This window comes from Shewanella sp. Koi 1, assembly GCF_052907445.1.
In genome coordinates this window covers 4,440,439-4,456,837 of sequence record NZ_JBREJM010000001.1, presented here as the reverse complement: position 1 = coordinate 4,456,837, position 16,399 = coordinate 4,440,439, and the positions used below count along the sequence as shown (strand labels likewise).

At 50.6% G+C, this 16,399-nt stretch carries 13 protein-coding genes and 1 pseudogene; all 14 read right to left on the bottom strand.

The features are described from left to right. Positions 1 to 547 precede the first annotated feature (547 nt). Positions 548 to 1,754, bottom strand: a pseudogene (locus ACUZ8J_RS19570) (IS4-like element ISVsa5 family transposase). Between the two features lie 91 nt (positions 1,755 to 1,845). After that, positions 1,846 to 2,142, bottom strand: a complete 297-nt coding sequence (locus ACUZ8J_RS19565) for a hypothetical protein (RefSeq protein ID WP_446694707.1) — start codon at positions 2,140 to 2,142, stop codon at positions 1,846 to 1,848. 324 nt (positions 2,143 to 2,466) lie between these two features. Further along, the gene (locus ACUZ8J_RS19560) at positions 2,467 to 3,210 is read right to left on the bottom strand and encodes a hypothetical protein (RefSeq protein ID WP_446694705.1); all 744 of its coding nucleotides are present in this window, start codon (positions 3,208 to 3,210) and stop codon (positions 2,467 to 2,469) included. Between the two features lie 10 nt (positions 3,211 to 3,220). Next, on the bottom strand, positions 3,221 to 4,474 hold the full coding sequence (locus ACUZ8J_RS19555; protein ID WP_446694704.1) for a beta-ketoacyl-ACP synthase: 1,254 nt from the start codon (positions 4,472 to 4,474) through the stop codon (positions 3,221 to 3,223). Next, positions 4,475 to 5,200, bottom strand: coding sequence for a 3-ketoacyl-ACP reductase FabG2 (locus ACUZ8J_RS19550; RefSeq protein WP_446694703.1), 726 nt, complete (start codon positions 5,198 to 5,200; stop codon positions 4,475 to 4,477). 125 nt (positions 5,201 to 5,325) lie between these two features. Beyond that, positions 5,326 to 5,865, bottom strand: a complete 540-nt coding sequence (locus ACUZ8J_RS19545) for a hotdog family protein (protein WP_446694702.1) — start codon at positions 5,863 to 5,865, stop codon at positions 5,326 to 5,328. A 5-nt stretch (positions 5,866 to 5,870) separates the two neighbouring features. Beyond that, positions 5,871 to 7,094 carry a beta-ketoacyl-[acyl-carrier-protein] synthase family protein gene (locus tag ACUZ8J_RS19540; protein WP_446694701.1) on the bottom strand — a complete coding sequence of 408 codons (1,224 nt, stop codon included), beginning with the start codon at positions 7,092 to 7,094 and terminating at the stop codon, positions 5,871 to 5,873. A 96-nt stretch (positions 7,095 to 7,190) separates the two neighbouring features. Further along, entirely contained in the window at positions 7,191 to 7,931 is a 741-nt protein-coding gene (locus tag ACUZ8J_RS19535; RefSeq protein WP_446694700.1) for a DUF3261 domain-containing protein, read from the bottom strand. A 4-nt stretch (positions 7,932 to 7,935) separates the two neighbouring features. Continuing rightward, positions 7,936 to 9,243, bottom strand: coding sequence for an NAD(P)/FAD-dependent oxidoreductase (locus tag ACUZ8J_RS19530; RefSeq protein ID WP_446694698.1), 1,308 nt, complete (start codon positions 9,241 to 9,243; stop codon positions 7,936 to 7,938). Continuing rightward, the gene (locus tag ACUZ8J_RS19525) at positions 9,244 to 11,766 is read right to left on the bottom strand and encodes an MMPL family transporter (RefSeq protein WP_446694697.1); all 2,523 of its coding nucleotides are present in this window, start codon (positions 11,764 to 11,766) and stop codon (positions 9,244 to 9,246) included. It lies immediately after the preceding gene. 8 nt (positions 11,767 to 11,774) lie between these two features. Next, the gene (locus ACUZ8J_RS19520) at positions 11,775 to 12,593 is read right to left on the bottom strand and encodes an outer membrane lipoprotein carrier protein LolA (RefSeq protein ID WP_446694696.1); all 819 of its coding nucleotides are present in this window, start codon (positions 12,591 to 12,593) and stop codon (positions 11,775 to 11,777) included. Further along, positions 12,590 to 13,024, bottom strand: a complete 435-nt coding sequence (locus ACUZ8J_RS19515) for an acyl-CoA thioesterase (RefSeq protein ID WP_011621149.1) — start codon at positions 13,022 to 13,024, stop codon at positions 12,590 to 12,592. Before ACUZ8J_RS19515 ends, ACUZ8J_RS19520 begins: the two co-directional genes overlap by 4 nt. Beyond that, on the bottom strand, positions 13,021 to 14,586 hold the full coding sequence (locus ACUZ8J_RS19510; protein WP_446694695.1) for an HAL/PAL/TAL family ammonia-lyase: 1,566 nt from the start codon (positions 14,584 to 14,586) through the stop codon (positions 13,021 to 13,023). Before ACUZ8J_RS19510 ends, ACUZ8J_RS19515 begins: the two co-directional genes overlap by 4 nt. Beyond that, positions 14,583 to 16,391 carry a glycosyltransferase family 2 protein gene (locus ACUZ8J_RS19505; RefSeq protein ID WP_446694964.1) on the bottom strand — a complete coding sequence of 603 codons (1,809 nt, stop codon included), beginning with the start codon at positions 16,389 to 16,391 and terminating at the stop codon, positions 14,583 to 14,585. The genes ACUZ8J_RS19510 and ACUZ8J_RS19505 overlap by 4 nt, the downstream gene beginning before the upstream one ends. Positions 16,392 to 16,399 lie beyond the last annotated feature (8 nt).

The window sequence follows — 16,399 nt, the reverse complement described above, 5'->3', positions numbered from 1 at the left end:
TAAAATTCCCTGTGTTGGCGCTTATCCATCATTGCGTTATCGCGTTTGGTTGTTTTTAGGGGTAAAACGCTGCGGTGATTAAGCAAAGGGTAGGCCAAGAGTTTTGATACGAGTTGGCGATTCAAAATACTAATCTTGGAATTGCGCCACTAATTTATAATCTTTAGGTTTCGCGCTTTTAAACTTATCTAATACTACAGAGGCTGATAATTCTTCCATACAGATTACTTCGATGAACCTGAAAACACGTAACAATTTTTATTGTGCATGCGCACATAATCTTTCCTCTGGCTATTTGGTAAAATAATGTTCAACTAACTGATTTATATTTGGTTTATACGTTAGTAAAAATAATTTTTAGCCAGAATTATGCATTCGTATGATTTTTCTGGGTTTTTAAACGCATTTTTCATTGGTAAATTGAAAATTCATAATGTTTGTTACGTTAGTTTTAGAGCCATCACGAATATCGATAGATATCCAATTTCCAGCTTCAAGGTATGATCGTAGCAGAGGTTCATTACAGACTTTACTCTGAGAGATCCCCTCATAATTTCCCCAAAACGTAACCATGTGTGAATAGATTTTGAGTAAGCAGGGTTGCAGCCACGAGTGAGTCTTCCCTTGTTATTGTGTAGCCAGAATGCCGCAAAACTTCCATGCCTAAGCGAACTGTTGAGAGTACGTTTCGATTTCTGACTGTGTTAGCCTGGAAGTGCTTGTCCCAACCTTGTTTCTGAGCATGAACGCCCGCAAGCCAACATGTTAGTTGAAGCATCAGGGCGATTAGCAGCATGATATCAAAACGCTCTGAGCTGCTCGTTCGGCTATGGCGTAGGCCTAGTCCGTAGGCAGGACTTTTCAAGTCTCGGAAGGTTTCTTCAATCTGCATTCGCTTCGAATAGATATTAACAAGTTGTTTGGGTGTTCGAATTTCAACAGGTAAGTTAGTTGCTAGAATCCATGGCTCCTTTGCCGACGCTGAGTAGATTTTAGGTGACGGGTGGTGACAATGAGTCCGTGTCGAGCGCTGATTTTTTCGGCCTTTAGAGCGAGATTTATACAATAGAATTTGGCATGAGATTGGATTGCTTTTAGTCAGCCTCTTATAGCCTAAAGTCTTTGAGTGACTAGATGACATATCATGTAAGTTGCTGATAGGTTTCCAGTTTTCCGCTCCTAGGTCTGCATATTGTACTTTTCCTCTTACTCGACTTAACCAGTACCAACCCAGCTTCTCAACGGATTTATACCATGGCACTTTAAAGCCAGCATCACTGACAATGAGCGGTGTGGTGTTACTCGGTAGAATGCTCGCAAGGTCGGCTAGAAATTGGTCATGAGCTTTCTGAACATTGCTCTGAAAGCGGGAACGCTTTCTCATAAAGAGTAACAGAACGACCGTGTAGTGCGACTGAAGCTCGCAATACCATAAGCCGTTTTTGCTCACGGATATCAGACCAGTCAACAAGTACAATGGGCATCGTATTGCCCGAACAGATAAAGCTAGCATGCCAACGGTATACAGCGAGTCGCTCTTTGTGGAGGTGACGATTACCTAACAATCGGTCGATTCGTTTGATGTTATGTTTTGTTCTCGCTTTGGTTGGCAGGTTACGGCCAAGTTCGGTAAGAGTGAGAGTTTTACAGTCAAGTAAGGCGTGGCAAGCCAACGTTAAGCTGTTGAGTCGTTTTAAGTGTAATTCGGGGCAGAATTGGTAAAGAGAGTCGTGTAAAATATCGAGTTCGCACATTTTGTTGTCTGATTATTGATTTTTGGCGAAACCATTTGATCATATGACAAGATGTGTATCTACCTTAACTTAATGATTTTGATAAAAATCATTAGGGATTCATCAGGACTTTACTATTAATAATAGATTTGGAATTAGACTTTATCTTTTCTATATCAACATTGGGTTGATCCATTCCTTGTATTTCTAGTGCCAAGGATATTCCTGATGCGCTAGTTCTGAACCATGTCATTTTTATCTTTTCGTCATCGTCAGTAAAATACACTCGCATCCTTTCTTCTAAGCTTTTTTCAGGTTGTTCTTTTAAATATTCGACGTAATACATCCAGCCAAGGTTTAGTGTAAATGCCACAAAAATTAAGGTTTTTAGGGGGTTATTAAATTTCACAGCGTTCGACCGAGTGTATATGACATTTGCATAGTGCACATAAGCTCACATCCTATGATTTAGCAGAAAAACTTTCAACCAACTGATTTAAATATAATTTATTCGGTGCAAAGAATCATTATGGGGAGAACGGGTTCACTAGCATGATTTCAGAACATTTTTATACGTGTTAGTCATATGGCAAGCAGATTAGGTTAAGGCTTGAAAGGTAAATTATGGGAATTGGCGAGACGACTGTCCGTCCCATGACTTGCCTACAAATGAGATCAAAAAGCCGAGATGATTCTCGGCTTGTTGTTAACGCTTTTACTCATCCAAAGATGATTAGTAGTACTTCTTCAGATAGCTCTCGGCGTAGCTTTTAAGCTTTTTGTTTGGGTTGTTGTTGGCAATATTTTCAATGACTTCGCGGTATTGCGTATTGCCCGATGCGGCGAGGGCCTTGGCCATATTGGCGTAGGTATCGATGGCTAACTTATCGTTGCTCATTAGGCGTGGATTTTTCAACTCAACGCTCAGACGCTCTAACAGAAAATCATCATAGTTTTGATCGTCCATCATGCGTTTAGCGGCAAGGCGCATTAGCTCTAAATCGTCGCTCTTTAACGCATTGGCATAGGCATTGTTTTTAGGGCTTTGTTCGGCCACATATTGGCTCTTGTCCGCTAAAATGGCGTTCCATTTTTTGTATTTATCTAGGTTCTCAAGCGCTTGAGTCGCGTACTTTTTCAGTTTTTTATGAAAGTTGCCACGCACTATGCTGTTGATAGTTTCGCTGTACTTATCGTTACCCGAGTAGGCTAAGCCTTTGACTAACCAAGCGCTGTAGTCGATGGCATTTTTCTCGGTGGCGAGGGGCAGCGATTCGATCAATTTGGCCTCTAACACATCGTAAATGGCGGGATCGGATAATCCGGCAATCGTCAGGGTTTCGATGGCTTGTTTTTGCTTAAATTGATTGTCGCCTTTAAAAATTTCTTGATAGGTTTCAACCGTATATTCCTGCGCCCACACAGGAGAGCCCAGTAAGCTAATGCCGAGTAAAATGCTTGCAACTAATGGTTTCATTGATATGTCCTTATGTCGTTTTCCAGCGTTTAAAAATCAGTGAGGTGTTGATGCCGCCAAAGGCGAAGTTATTGCTCATCACATAGTCGGTGTCGAGCGTACGTGGCTCGCCGCGAATGTAATCGAGCGTGGCACATTCTGGATCGATATTGTCGAGATTAAGCGTAGGGGCAAACCAGCCCGCATTCATCATTTCGATACTGACCCATGCCTCTAACGCGCCGCAGGCACCTAAGGTATGGCCTGTGTAGCTTTTCAGGGATGAAATCGGCATATCCGCACCGAATACGGCATGGGTCGCATGGGTTTCGGCAACGTCACCGCGATCGGTCGCAGTGCCGTGGGCATTCACATAACCAATGGCATCTGGCGTGAGCGCCGCATCCTTAAGGGCTAAACGAATGGCGATTTCCATGGTATCGCTATTGGGCTGAGTGACATGCTGACCATCGGAATTAGTGCCAAAACCGACGATCTCGGCGTAAATTTTCGCGCCGCGCGCTATGGCGTGTTCTAACTCTTCAAGCACCAGCGTACAAGCGCCTTCGCCAATCACTAAGCCATCACGCTGGGTATCAAAAGGGCGTGGCGATAATTCTGGCGTCGTGTTTTTCGTGCTGGTGGCAAACAGCGTATCAAATACCACGGCCTCGGTGGCGCAGAGTTCTTCACCGCCACCCGCGAGCATTAAGGTCTGTTGCCCGTATTTAATGGCCTCATAGGCGTAGCCTATGCCTTGGCTGCCCGAAGTACAGGCGCTGCTGGTGGTGTGAATGCGTCCCTTAAGGCCAAAGAATACCCCCACGTTTACCGCTGTAGTGTGGGCCATCATGCGGATATAGCTGGTGGCGGTGACGCCTGACATATCGCCATGTTTGAGCATATCGCCAAAGGCGATCAGCGGATCGGTACTGCCGGTGGAAGAACCATAGGCAATCCCCATTTCCCCCGAGGTGACGATAGGGTCGTCCAAGAGTCCTGCATCCATCAGTGCAAGCTCGCTGGCGCGAGTCGCCATAATCGAGACGCGCCCCATGGAGCGGATCTTTTTGCGTGAATAGTGGCTCGGCACTTCAAAGTCAGTCACAGGTGCGGCGAGGCGAGTGTTTAGTCCGTCGTATTTATCCCATTCCGCCATCGTCACGACACAGTTTTTTTGTGCCTTAAGGCTGCTTGCGATACTCGGCCAGTCATGGCCTAGGGCACTGATGCCACCGATACCAGTAACGACGACTCGTCTGCCTAGGGGATTGTGCTGCGTCATTTAGATCATGCCTCCATTCACCGAAATCACTTGGCGCGTGATATAGGCGGCATCGTCCGACATTAAAAAGGCGGCTAAGGCGGCGATTTCATTGGGTTTACCCATGCGGCGCATCGGCACTAACTGCTCGACCATATCCTTAGGAATATCCGCCACCATATCGGTTTCGATTAAACCTGGTGCAATGCAGTTGACGGTGATCTTACGTTTGGCTAGCTCTAAGGACAGCGCCTTAGTGGCACCAATCAGCCCAGCTTTGGAGGCGCTGTAATTGACCTGACCACGGTTACCCGCGATACCTGAAACGGAAGCCAAGGTGATAATTCGTCCGCCCTTGCGCGCTTGTACCATAGGCATAACGCAGGGGTGAATGACATTGTAAAAACCATCGAGGTTAGTGTGGATTACGCTATCCCATTCGGTTTCGCTCATCGCTGGAAAGGCATTGTCGCGATTGATGCCCGCATTGAGTATCACGCCATAGTAGGCGCCATTGGCCTCGATATCGGCCTCAATGGCGGCTTTTACCGCGGCTCGGTCGGCAACATCAAACTTCAATAGGCTGACGTTCACCCCAAGGGCGCTAAGTTCTGCGGCGCTGGCATCGGCTGCGGCCTGATTGCTGTGATAATGCAGCGCGATATCGTAGCCCCCCGCGGCCAGTTTCAGGGCGATGGCTTTGCCAATACCGCGGCTCGAACCTGTGACTAATACTCTGTTATTCATCTTTATTTCTCCACCCGTGATGCTTGATGATGAGTTGTTTATGCATCAAAGGGCTAAATCCTTTTGTAGTGCGACTGACGTTGCGTCGGTTTAAAGCTTGGCGCTTGTGAGCGCCAATTCAGGTATTAAGCCTGACTGGAGGCGATATACGCTTGGGTGTCCTGGGGTTGGAACACGTTCACATTGGCCTCGGCCACGAGTTGTGGTGCTTGCTCCGCTCCCGCCTCGGGCAACAGATAAATCTGACAATCGAATACTGCCAGTCCCGACTCTTCCTGATAGAGGCGTTTGACCTGAGTGCGGTAGCGACGGTTCAGCTCGTACTGCGCTGTGTGTAAGGCTAATTTACGCGATCCCAATAAAAAACCCACTCGGATTTTATCGTGGCGCAGTTTGGCCTCTACACCGGCGAGGGCAGCGATGCTCTGCGCCATGTATTCTATGCCCACATAATTGGGGACAGCCTGACGTTGCTCGTCAAAATAAGCACTCTGAGGGCTGATCTGCACTTCAGTTTCGAGTGCATCCTGCTGATAGTGAATAATCTTATCAATCAAGATCATCGGCGCGCGGTGCGGAATAAAATCGGCAATATTCTGCTCGGCTAATTGTTGCAGCCACATCGGCTCGGCGGGTGCCATTGCAGTGTCAGTAGAACTGGACATAAAACTTAAGCCCCTTTACGGCAAAAAATCAGGCTGGCATTGCTGCCACCAAAGGCGAAGGAGTTGCTCATCACATAGTTAAGCTTGCCATGCTCGGCGCATTGCTTGGGCGCGACTAAGGCTATGCTGGGATCCTGTGGATCTGGCTGCCCATCAAATCTGTGGGGAGGCAGGGCAAGATGGTGATTATGGGGTGAGAGCAATAAATAACAAAATGCGGCTTCAATCGCGCCCGCGGCCCCTAAGGTATGGCCAACCAGAGGTTTAGTTGAGCTTGCGGGTGGCGGCGCTTCGCCAAATACCGAGAGTACGGCGCGGCTTTCCATCGCATCATTTTTAGGCGTTGCTGTGCCATGTAAGTTTATATAATCAATCTGTTGCGCCGAAATGTGTGCATCATCAAGCGCGGCCTGCATGGCGGCAATTGCCCCCGCACCTTCGGGGTGCGGCGCCGACATATGGTGCGCATCGCTCGACTCGCCTATGCCTGCAAGCAATACATTCGCTTGCGTTGAGCCGAGTGTTTCGTTTTCCGCTAGGGTCAGGGTAAACAGCGCGGCGCCTTCACCGATATTGATGCCATCACGATTGGCGCTGAAGGGATTGCAATGCCCCTTGGAAACCGACTCTAAGGCGTGAAACCCGTTGACTGTCAGTTGGCACAGGCTGTCGATACCGCCAACGATCACCATATCGCACAGCTTGGCCTCGAGTAGGCGTTTGGCGCTGGCAAACACCTTAGCGCTGGATGAGCAGGCGGTCGAAATGGTGTAGCAGGGGCCTTGGAGTGCAAATAACTGGCGTAAAAAATCGCTGGTGCTGCCGAGTTCCTGTTGGAAGTAATGGTAATCGGCGGGGAAGTGGCCGTGTTGATTGCGATAGGCCAAGGCGGCTTCGCCCTTCGAAATCCCCGAGGTGCTGGTGCCTAAGACTACGCCGATGCGGTCGGTGCCAAAGTCACTTTTAGCTTGCTCTACGGCGTCGCGAATTTGCAGTGCGGCAGCAAGGAGTAATTGATTATTGCGACAATCGAATTGCGCCAGTGCGGCAGGTATCGTCGGTAACGGCTCAGTGACGGGCGCGACCAGTGTCGACTCCCCAAATAGCAGGGTGTCACTGGTTTGCATGGCACTGGTATCGCCTGCAATCAAGCGGGCTAACACCTGTTCGGGCGTTTGCCCTAACGGGGTACACAATCCAATCTGTGTAATGGCGACTCTGTTGTTCATTGCTGCTTGCTATACCTATGGCCTTTGATGCGAGCAATGCTAAAAGCTCATATCGATTGGCTGTTAACGGGTGCCTATGGCATGGTCAAAAGACGATTAAATGGGTTGTATCTCTAACTCAAATTTTGCCTGTGGCATGGTCAAATTAATGTGTGCCTGCCAGAGTGCATCATCGCTCTGTTGCTGATAACGAATTTGTATCACTTGAGTCTGATTATCACTGCGACTGATCAGCGTGTCTTGGCTATAAAACTGGCGACAGGGAATTGCGTCACACAGTCCTGTCACTAACTCGCCGCCCTCTAAATGGCTTTTAATACTCTGCTCCGGCCAATAGATGAGTTGCATCATCGCCATCAGGTATTCGGCCTTAAACTCATCCCCTAACAACAGACTCTGTTCACTGCTGAGTGTATTCCCATCGTAAACCAAGGTAAACAATGCCTGTCCAAGGGGCGCGAGCCCGACCAGCGTCATCCGTTCCCCTTCGAGTTCGAGCTGGGTGAGTAGCTCGTGGGTGTTATCGCCTACCTTAATGCTCACCTTCTGACTAAAGGACTGGGGTGAGGATACCCCAGCTTTGCTGTCGTTTTGCTGACTCTGGCTTTGAATCTGGCTTTGGGGCGCATTTGCCTGAGGCTTAGTGAGCGGTTTCTCGATCGCCGGGCCAAAATCGTGGGGGAGTGGCGCTAAGCAGTAACGCATATCTTTCGCCAAACCGACACAGGTTTGCCGATAGAGCAGCTCGCTGCATCCCATCAAGCCTAGGCTGATCAGGAGCAAGCAAAACGTCGCAATGGCTTTGTGGCGACCTTTGGCGTTAAGGCTTAAGCGCATCGAATTACACCTCGGCTAATTCGCTAATAGCTGGCTCGGCGCTGAGTTCGGCTTCCTGCCGACATAGCTCGACCACCATATTCAGGCGTCGCTCGGAATCTTTTACAAAGGGATTTTGCACATCCCAAGCATAGCCTGCCAAAATCGAGCAAATCATTTGCTTGATTTTAGGATTCGGATTTTCATAAAAAATCACATCCTGGAAGCGGCCATCGTACCAAGCCTGCACATAGGTGCGGAAGGTGTTCACCCCTTGCATTAACGGTGCTGAGTACTCGGTAGGCCAATCTACCGTGTCGCCATTTAGCTGTTTAAGCACGCATTTTGCCGCCATCGATGCCGATTGCATGGCGATAGTCACCCCCGATGAGAATACCGGATCGAGAAACTCGCCCGCGTTGCCCAGCAGGGCAAACTTGTCGGTGGCGAGACGCGATACGTTGGCAGAGTAACCCTTGAGTGTTGCACAGGGCTGGGCGACCTTGGCATTGGCCAGCAATGCTTTCAGGCCGGGTTCTTCTTTGACTATGGTCAGTAGCTGCTGCTCTAAATCGCCTTCGAGGCGCGCGAGTAATTGCGGCTCTGCCACTACGCCGAGCGAGCAGCGACCGTTGCTGAAGGGAATCAACCAGTACCAAATATCCTGATGCTGCGGGTGCACGCTAATTAAAATCTTATTCCGGTCGAAGTTGGGATCGCTGATGTTATCTTCCACATGGGTGAAGATGGCGCTGCGGGTCGGCAGTGAAGAAGGCGTTTCGAGGTCGAGCAGTCGTGGTAATACGCGGCCAAAACCGCTGGCATCGAGCACATATTTGGCCTCGACTTGGTAAAGTTCTCCCTGCTCGTTACGCACAGTTAAACGAGGTGCGGCAGTTAACTCTATTGCCTCAACGGTTTCACCGTAACGGATCTCCACCCCAAAACTTGCCGCAGTATCTGCGAGTAATTTATCGAAGTTTCCCCGTTGTACTTGAAAGGTTGTTCCCGGCCCTGGGGTAAATTTGTCGGTAAAGTCGAAGGTGGTATACACCCCATCGCGACGGAAGGCGGCGCCATTTTTATATTGGAATCCCGCCGCATTCAGCGCCTCTAACATGCCCGCTTCTTCAATAAATTGCATGCAGCAGGGCAGCAGGCTCTCGCCGATAGAAAAGCGTGGAAAGTGTTGTTTTTCTAGCACTAATACCCGTTTGCCTTGCTTATGCAATAGGCTAGCGGCAATCGAGCCCGAGGGGCCTGCGCCAATAATGGCCACATCGACGGAAAGGGAGTGGGACTGTGCGGAGCTTGCAGCGGTAGATGTGGACATTTAAATAACATTCCTTGTAGGTATCGAGACCTTGTTGGTGGTTAAAACCTGACTGGTGGTCAAAATCAATGGCGAAAGTACAAAGGTAAACCCTATGCCGAGGGACAGGGTTAATCCAAAATAATGAATAGCTTGGGTTTGGCTAAAGGCGAGTAAGCCAAAGGCCAATAGGGTCGAGCAGGCGGACATAAACACCGCCATCATCACAGCCTTGCCATGTTGCTGGGCGGAGGCAAAGAACAAACTGTAATCTATCCCAATCCCGAAGACTAAAATCAGCGCCAGCGCATGAAACAAGCTTAAGGGCGAGCCGACTAAGCCTAAAATGGCCAAGGTGAGTAAGGCGGCCAGCGCGGGTACGGCGACCACTAATGCGGCTCTTTTAACGCCAAAGCTCAGGCTAAATAGTAAGAGGGCGATAACGAGCGCCAGCCCTAATAACTTGAGGGTAAGCAGGCGATAGTAGCCCATCACCGTAGAGATATCCGCGACTTTATCAATAAGCTGCACCTGCGCATCGTTAGCAAAGCGTGCCTTGAGGGCTGCAATATCTTCAATACCACCAAGCAGCACTATGGCGCCGTGGCTATCGTTCCCTTGGTTGGCATTATCGGGGCTGGTCGTTGGTTCTGTTGAGTGCTCAAGCGGCGCTAATCCCTGTGGTGCAAGCCAGAGTGGGGCTAACTGTTTGCCTAGGCCCAGCTCGAAAAAATCCGCCGGGGTGATATAGCTATCCTTAGCGGCAAGATAGGCGGCAGAAAGGTCAGGTGCTAGGTTGTCATCGAGGCCAATGTTGTTTAGCACTGTGGTTAATTGCGATTGGTAAATCTTGCCCTGTAATTGATACGCTGCATCCTGCTTTTGCTTGCTTGGCAGATAACGGCTGAGGCTGACATAGTTGCCCAGCTCTTGCTCTTTAATGGCGGCATCGAGCTGCGGACTTAGGGCTTCGAGTCGTTGCAGTAAGGCTTCTTCGCTGGAGGCGCGCACCAATAAAAACTGATTATCCGTGCCGCCACTGAGTAATTTTCTGAGCTTGTCTTCAGGCTCCGTCACGCTCGCAGGGCTTTGCTGTAAATGGCGAATATCATCGTCGACGTTAAGCTTGCTGATCCCCAGCAGGCAAACTGCCACGAGCACTAAGGCAAACAGACTCAATCCCCATGGCGAGACCAGTTTATTGGAGAATCCAGTGAGTTTTGCAAGATAAGCCTGTGCCAGAGTTAACGGACGTTCTCCCGAAGGCAACTTGCTGCCCGCCAATAATGGATAGGCGAGCACTAACGTCAGGTAGGCGCCGAGTAAGCCCGAGGCGCAGAAAATTGCCACCTGCTGCATGCCGGGAAACGGCGCTAAACCGATACCAACATAGGCCAAGGCGCTGGTGATAAAGGCCAGTGACACTGTGGGGAAGATATAGGCCACGGTCGCCTGCGCGCTACGCTCATTATCGCTTAACCGCTCGCAGTAAAAATGGAAACTGTAGTCGATGGCAATCCCAATCAGGCTAGTGCCAAAGACGAGAGTGAGTAAATGCAGTTCTCCGAACACGCTTAAGGTAAAGGTCACCGCCAGCAGCAGGCCGCTGCCAATGGTTACCATCGCCAGCAAGAGTGGCATCACGGAGCGAAACGCCAGCCAAACCAATAACACTACGCCGAGCAAAGAGGCGAGGCCGAGGACAGAGATTTCACTCTTCGCGGTATTGGTAGCCTCTATGGCATGGAACAGCGCGCCCGCCTGTAACACTTTAACGCTGGCATATTGGGTGCTGACGGCATTCAGCGCTTGAGTGAGTGCCGCTTGCTGGCGTAACTGTGCATTAGGGTTAAAGGCGCTTTCGGTGCCTTTTGCCATCACAATGGCGGCCACGCCTTCACTGTTATCAACACCTTTTTGGGTATCAACACCTTGGTTGGGATGGGCAAGTAAAATCCCTTGGCTAGCGCCCAGCTTCGAACTAGGCGCAAGGGCGAGCAAATTGTCGGGAAACAACAGCAAAGGATCTTGGGTCAAGAGTTGGCTATTGGCATAACTAAAGGCGTTGTAGAGCTGCTGAGTGGCCGAGGCGATTAAGTGCTCGAGGCCATCATGGCTTAATGCTTGGGTTTGTTCAGGCGTGAGCAGTTTAAAGCGATAGGGGAAATAAAATTGCCCTAGGGCTTCACCCATCTGCAGATCGGCGCTACGAATATCGGTAAAAGCGGTATGTTGAGTCTTAAGCTGCTCCATCAGGAGTGTTGCCGCCGCAATCGCCTGAGATTCATCCTCGGCAATCAGGGCGAGATACACTTGATCGGCGAGTGTCGATTCCACTTGTTCGAGGGCGCGCGCCGTGAGTGCATCCTGCTGCAGATGGGGCAACATGGCGAGAATATCGCTTTGAACCTTTGCCCCATTTTGCCACAGTTGCAGCGTCCACAGGCTTGCCGCCAGCATCAAACACAACCAAATAGCGAAGCGCCATTTAGTCGAGGTTTGCATCAGGCTATGGCCAATACGCGTGGCAATCTTGGGCGCCATGATTCTGCCTACTCCCTTGAACCCGCGTCTTTAGAACTCGTCTGGCTGATGGCATATTGGGCTAACTCAGCCTCACTCAGTGGACCTTGGCGCAGCTCGCTAAAATCGATACGGGTGATATCCTGCGGACTCACACTCGGCTTGGCGCTGAGTAGCACTAAGGCATGTAGAGTATCGCTGCCTTCGAGCACCATGTGGGCGATGGCCTTCTTCATCAGCGGATCTTTTGGGGTTAATCCCAACTGCCAGTTTGCGCCGCCTGAACTTGAGCTTTCTTGTGACGACTTGTCTTGCGCTAAGGCTTCTTGGGCTAAAAAGTGCAGTTCGAAGTTTGCACTTAAGCCCGAAATATCGCCGCCCAGCATGGCATTCACTAGACTCGGTAACAAATCTCCCATGGCCGCCGCGCTTGCCGAAGCATCGGCTTGGCTGATTTGCACTCGCCCTTGGCTATCTTTTTGGATCAGTTGCTTATCTTTTAAAATCAGCAAGGACTCAAAGGGGCTAAGTTGATGCCAGATCAGCCCTTGTGCCTTGTCGAACACAAACTGGCCTTGGCTCACGAGGGGCTTTTTCAGTACTTTAAGCTGGCGTGATTGCACAAAGTGGCCGCGCACCGTCTCGCCAAGGTTAAGTTTTTGGCTGAGGGCGAGCAATGCAGCGTTATCTGCGCCTTGGGCAAATAGCGTTTGATATTGGCTCGAACTTGTGAGGTTCGAATCGGTGAGGCTCTGCGCCTGTACCGAGCCAAACAGCAGTGTGCAGATTATTAGTAGGCTTTGGCAGAACCCTAGCCACCACTTAGTTCGTGCGAGGAGGGTAATCATTCGCTATCCGCCTTTGCAAGCAGCGGGGCTATTTTGCTGCGGAATATCTCTGGCGTCACAAAGCACATTTCTTGGCTCGTCATATCCACCGCCGCCTGAATGGTATAGCCCTTGGTAATACGCTCACCCGTTGCCGTATCACGGATTTGATAATTGATTTTTAGGCGATTTTCCCACTCGACCAACTCGGCTCGCACGGTAATGTTTTGCTCGAAGGTGCTGGCCTTAACGTATTTGATCTGCAAATCAATAATCGGCCATGCATAGTTCGAGGCCTGCATTTGGCGATAGTTGTAGCCTAACTCGTCGAGTAATTTGCAGCGGGCAATCTCGAAATAACGCAGGTAATTACCATGCCAAGTGATCCCCATCGAATCCACATCGTGGAAGGGGATCTGCATGTCCATTTCTATGCTGAGCAAGGCTTTCATCGGCACACTTCCCATTCGCCGGCTTGGATTTTCGCAACGGTTTGGCGCAGCACGGCTTCGAGCGGTCTGTCTTCGACTAATGGCTCAAAATCGGCGCGCACTTGGGCGAGCGTGGTCGCCAGCGAAGGGGTCAGCGAAGCTTCGTCTAACTCATTCTGTTTGATACGCAGACCAATGCCTTGAGTCATGGCGAGTAGGGCTGCGGCGGCGACTTGTTCTGTCAGCTGTAATACGCGCATACAGTCACGGGCGGCGATAGTGCCCATGCTGACTTTGTCCTGGTTATGGCATTCGGTTGAGCGAGAGAAAACGCTCGCGGGCATAGTGTGCTTGAGCGCCTCTGCCGTCCAAGCCGAAACGCCGATTTGCACCGCCTTAAAGCCATGGTTGATGGCGCGGCGTGGCCCAGTTGAACCCGAAAGGTTAGCGGGTAAACCGTTGTTAAACTTAGGGTCCATCACTAATGCCATTTGGCGGTCGATGAGATCGGCGATGTTGGCGATAGTGTTTTTCAAGGAATCCATCGTAAAGGCAATGTGTCCGCCGTAGAAATGGCCGCCGTGGAGAATATGTTCGCCTTCACCATCGACTATGGGGTTATCATTGGCGCTGTTAACTTCGGTTTCGATAAATTGGCGCATAAAGGGCAGCGCATCCTGCAATACGCCAATGATGTGCGGCGCGCAGCGGATGGAATATCTGTCCTGCAGACGATCTGAATTGCGGGGGTGAACATGGTGGTTCAAATCTTCCCTGATCCAAGCCGCGATTTGGTTTTGTCCCGGATGGGGTTTGGCGGCAAACAGAATATCGTCGAAATGGTTGGAGTTACCTTTGAGGGTTAACGACGCCATGGCGGTAATGCGGCTGGCTAAACGCGCTAAATATTGTGCACGATCAAAGGCTAAACAGGCTAATGCCGTCATCACCGCCGTGCCATTCATCAGGGCTAAGCCTTCCTTGGGGCGCAGCACATGGGGCGTGATGTTCAGCTCGCGGTAAACCTCTTGGGTGGCTCTGCGCTCGTTGTTATAAATCACTTCGCGCTCGCCAACTAGCACGGCGGCGAGATAAGACAATGGCGTTAAGTCACCGCTGGCGCCGACCGAACCTTCCTCTGGGATCACTGGCACTATATTGAGATTAAGCAAGGTTTCGATGCGCTTTAATAGCTCGTAGGTCACGCCGGATTTACCAATCGCGAGGGAGTTTAAACGGCAAGCCATCACGGCGCGCGCCTGCATCACGCTCAAGACTTCGCCTAGGCCACAGCCATGGAAGCGGGATAAGTGCAGTGGCAACTCATGGACTAAGTCGAGACTCACATTCACTGTGCAAGAGTCGCCATAGCCGGTGGTGACGCCGTAGACCACACCTTCTTCGTGCAGCAGGCTATCGATAAAGCGGGCGCCCTTTTGGATATATGCTTGGTAATCGGCATCATCACAGAGTTTGACTTTAGCACCCTTAGCAACGGCGACGACTTGCTCTAATGTGAGTAACTGACGGCCAAATTCGATTGGCGACTCAGCGGTTGTCGTGTGAGTAACTGCGTGGCTCATAAATGCTCTGTCCTGTCTGTAGTGCGCTCCTGCTCCGGGAGTGCTGCTGTTGTTTGTGTGGCGGATGTTGCGCGCTTAACCTTGCTATCGTCCCGCCAAAAATCAAAAAAGTTAAACCACTGCAAAGGCTCACGCCTTGCGTAGTGTTCGAGGCGCTCGCTGTAGTTATGCACCGCCTGTTGTAGTCTTTCCATTCGCCCTGCTCGTGGCCCTTTGAGACTGTTGCTAAAGTGCTCTAAATGCACGCGATATCGCCCTTGTTCGCGCAGGCAGAACATCAAGTACACAGGGCAATCCAAGAGACCGGCCAGAATAAATGGCCCCTGCGGGAAGGCTGCCTCTTCACCCATAAATGGCGCGTATACCACGCGTCCTTGGGAGTGGGATGAGGTTCTATCGCCAGCAATCACCACTAACTCACCGTCTTCAATCTTTTGCTGCAGCAGCATAGAGGTGGCGGGGTTTAGCTCGGTTACTTGGATCAAATTCAGCGTGCTATCGGGGTTTAATTGCTTGAGTACATTATTAAAGTTTTCGGCATGGCTAGTTAACACCATGACATTCACTTTGACCTTACGCTGGTGGATTGAAATCGCGCGGCACAGTTCGAGATTGCCCAAGTGAGAAACCAATAACACCGCGCCTTTACCGCTTTCTAGCTGATCGGCCAGCACTTGGCGGTCGGGAAAATCCACTTGGCTTAATTGAATGCGGTCGCACCAGGCATCGATTCTATCGAGCGCCGCATTACCAAAGGCGAGAAAGTGGTTCAGGCTATCGCGCCAGCCAACGGGCTGATTCAATTGGGGATGTTGCGGCTCGAGGCGTTGCACGCGGCACAGAAAATCCAACGAGGCCTCGCGGCTGACTTTGCCCGTCAGGAAGAAATAGCAAATCACCGGATACATAATGGCGCGGCACAACCAATGGCCGCCGAAACGGTAGCTTTCGACCAACAGTTTTATGCCCCAATAACTGCCGCGCTCTTTCATCCCCGACCAATGGGTTGAAGATTTATCGTTCTGGGGTGATTGAGCCTTCTGTTTACGGCGCAGCAGTTGTGGCAGGCGTTTTAACATGCCGAAAAATAACCGGGTGTGCAGCTTAGTGATGCGCACATTATCGGCCACGCCTTGGAAGTGACTGACACCGTTTTCGGGATAAATGACTTTAGTGGGGTGAAACAGAATTTCCACCCCTTGCCAGTAGAGTTTGACGAGGATTTCGATATCAAAATCCATCCGCTCCGTGAGGGCGTGCTGGCTTAATAGACGCTCGGTGGCGGCTAAGGGATACACCCTAAATCCGCACATCGAATCTTGAATATCAAAGCTTAAGGTTTCGACCCATACCCAAAAGTGGGTGAGGTAACGGCCATAGAGTCGCCCCTTGGGGACGGACTCGTCGTACTCGGGCTTGCCCGAGATCAGCGCATCCGGCTTGGCCTGCGCCTTGGCGAGCATGGCGGGAATATCGCTCAAATTATGCTGGCCATCGGCATCGACCTGTAACACATGGGTAAAGCCATCGCGATAGGCGCGGCGAAGCCCTGTCATCACCGCCGCACCCTTACCGCGGTTGTAGGGGTGTTGCAGCAGGGTCACCCAATCGTGTTGCTCCGCCAAGGATTGCAGCAGATAACGGGTCTCATCGTTGCTGCCATCGTCAATCAAATAGCAGGGCAGATTGAGGGCGGCGAGCTCGGCTAAGGTCTGGGCGATCGCGGCGCTATGATTGTAATTGGGGATCACCAGCGCCAGCTTGATTGGCGCCGTGCCCATTAAATCACTCGGCGGGACTAACAATGTGTCGC

Bases quoted from the DNA above. Each gene is read 5' to 3' on its own strand.
- ACUZ8J_RS19560 (WP_446694705.1), bottom strand. From the start codon at position 3,210: ATGAAACCATTAGTTGCAAGCATTTTACTCGGCATTAGCTTACTGGGC.
- ACUZ8J_RS19555 (WP_446694704.1), bottom strand. From the start codon at position 4,474: ATGACGCAGCACAATCCCCTAGGCAGACGAGTCGTCGTTACTGGTATC.
- ACUZ8J_RS19550 (WP_446694703.1), bottom strand. From the start codon at position 5,200: ATGAATAACAGAGTATTAGTCACAGGTTCGAGCCGCGGTATTGGCAAA.
- ACUZ8J_RS19545 (WP_446694702.1), bottom strand. From the start codon at position 5,865: ATGTCCAGTTCTACTGACACTGCAATGGCACCCGCCGAGCCGATGTGG.
- ACUZ8J_RS19540 (WP_446694701.1), bottom strand. From the start codon at position 7,094: ATGAACAACAGAGTCGCCATTACACAGATTGGATTGTGTACCCCGTTA.
- ACUZ8J_RS19535 (WP_446694700.1), bottom strand. From the start codon at position 7,931: ATGCGCTTAAGCCTTAACGCCAAAGGTCGCCACAAAGCCATTGCGACG.
- ACUZ8J_RS19530 (WP_446694698.1), bottom strand. From the start codon at position 9,243: ATGTCCACATCTACCGCTGCAAGCTCCGCACAGTCCCACTCCCTTTCC.
- ACUZ8J_RS19525 (WP_446694697.1), bottom strand. From the start codon at position 11,766: ATGGCGCCCAAGATTGCCACGCGTATTGGCCATAGCCTGATGCAAACC.
- ACUZ8J_RS19520 (WP_446694696.1), bottom strand. From the start codon at position 12,593: ATGATTACCCTCCTCGCACGAACTAAGTGGTGGCTAGGGTTCTGCCAA.
- ACUZ8J_RS19515 (WP_011621149.1), bottom strand. From the start codon at position 13,024: ATGAAAGCCTTGCTCAGCATAGAAATGGACATGCAGATCCCCTTCCAC.
- ACUZ8J_RS19510 (WP_446694695.1), bottom strand. From the start codon at position 14,586: ATGAGCCACGCAGTTACTCACACGACAACCGCTGAGTCGCCAATCGAA.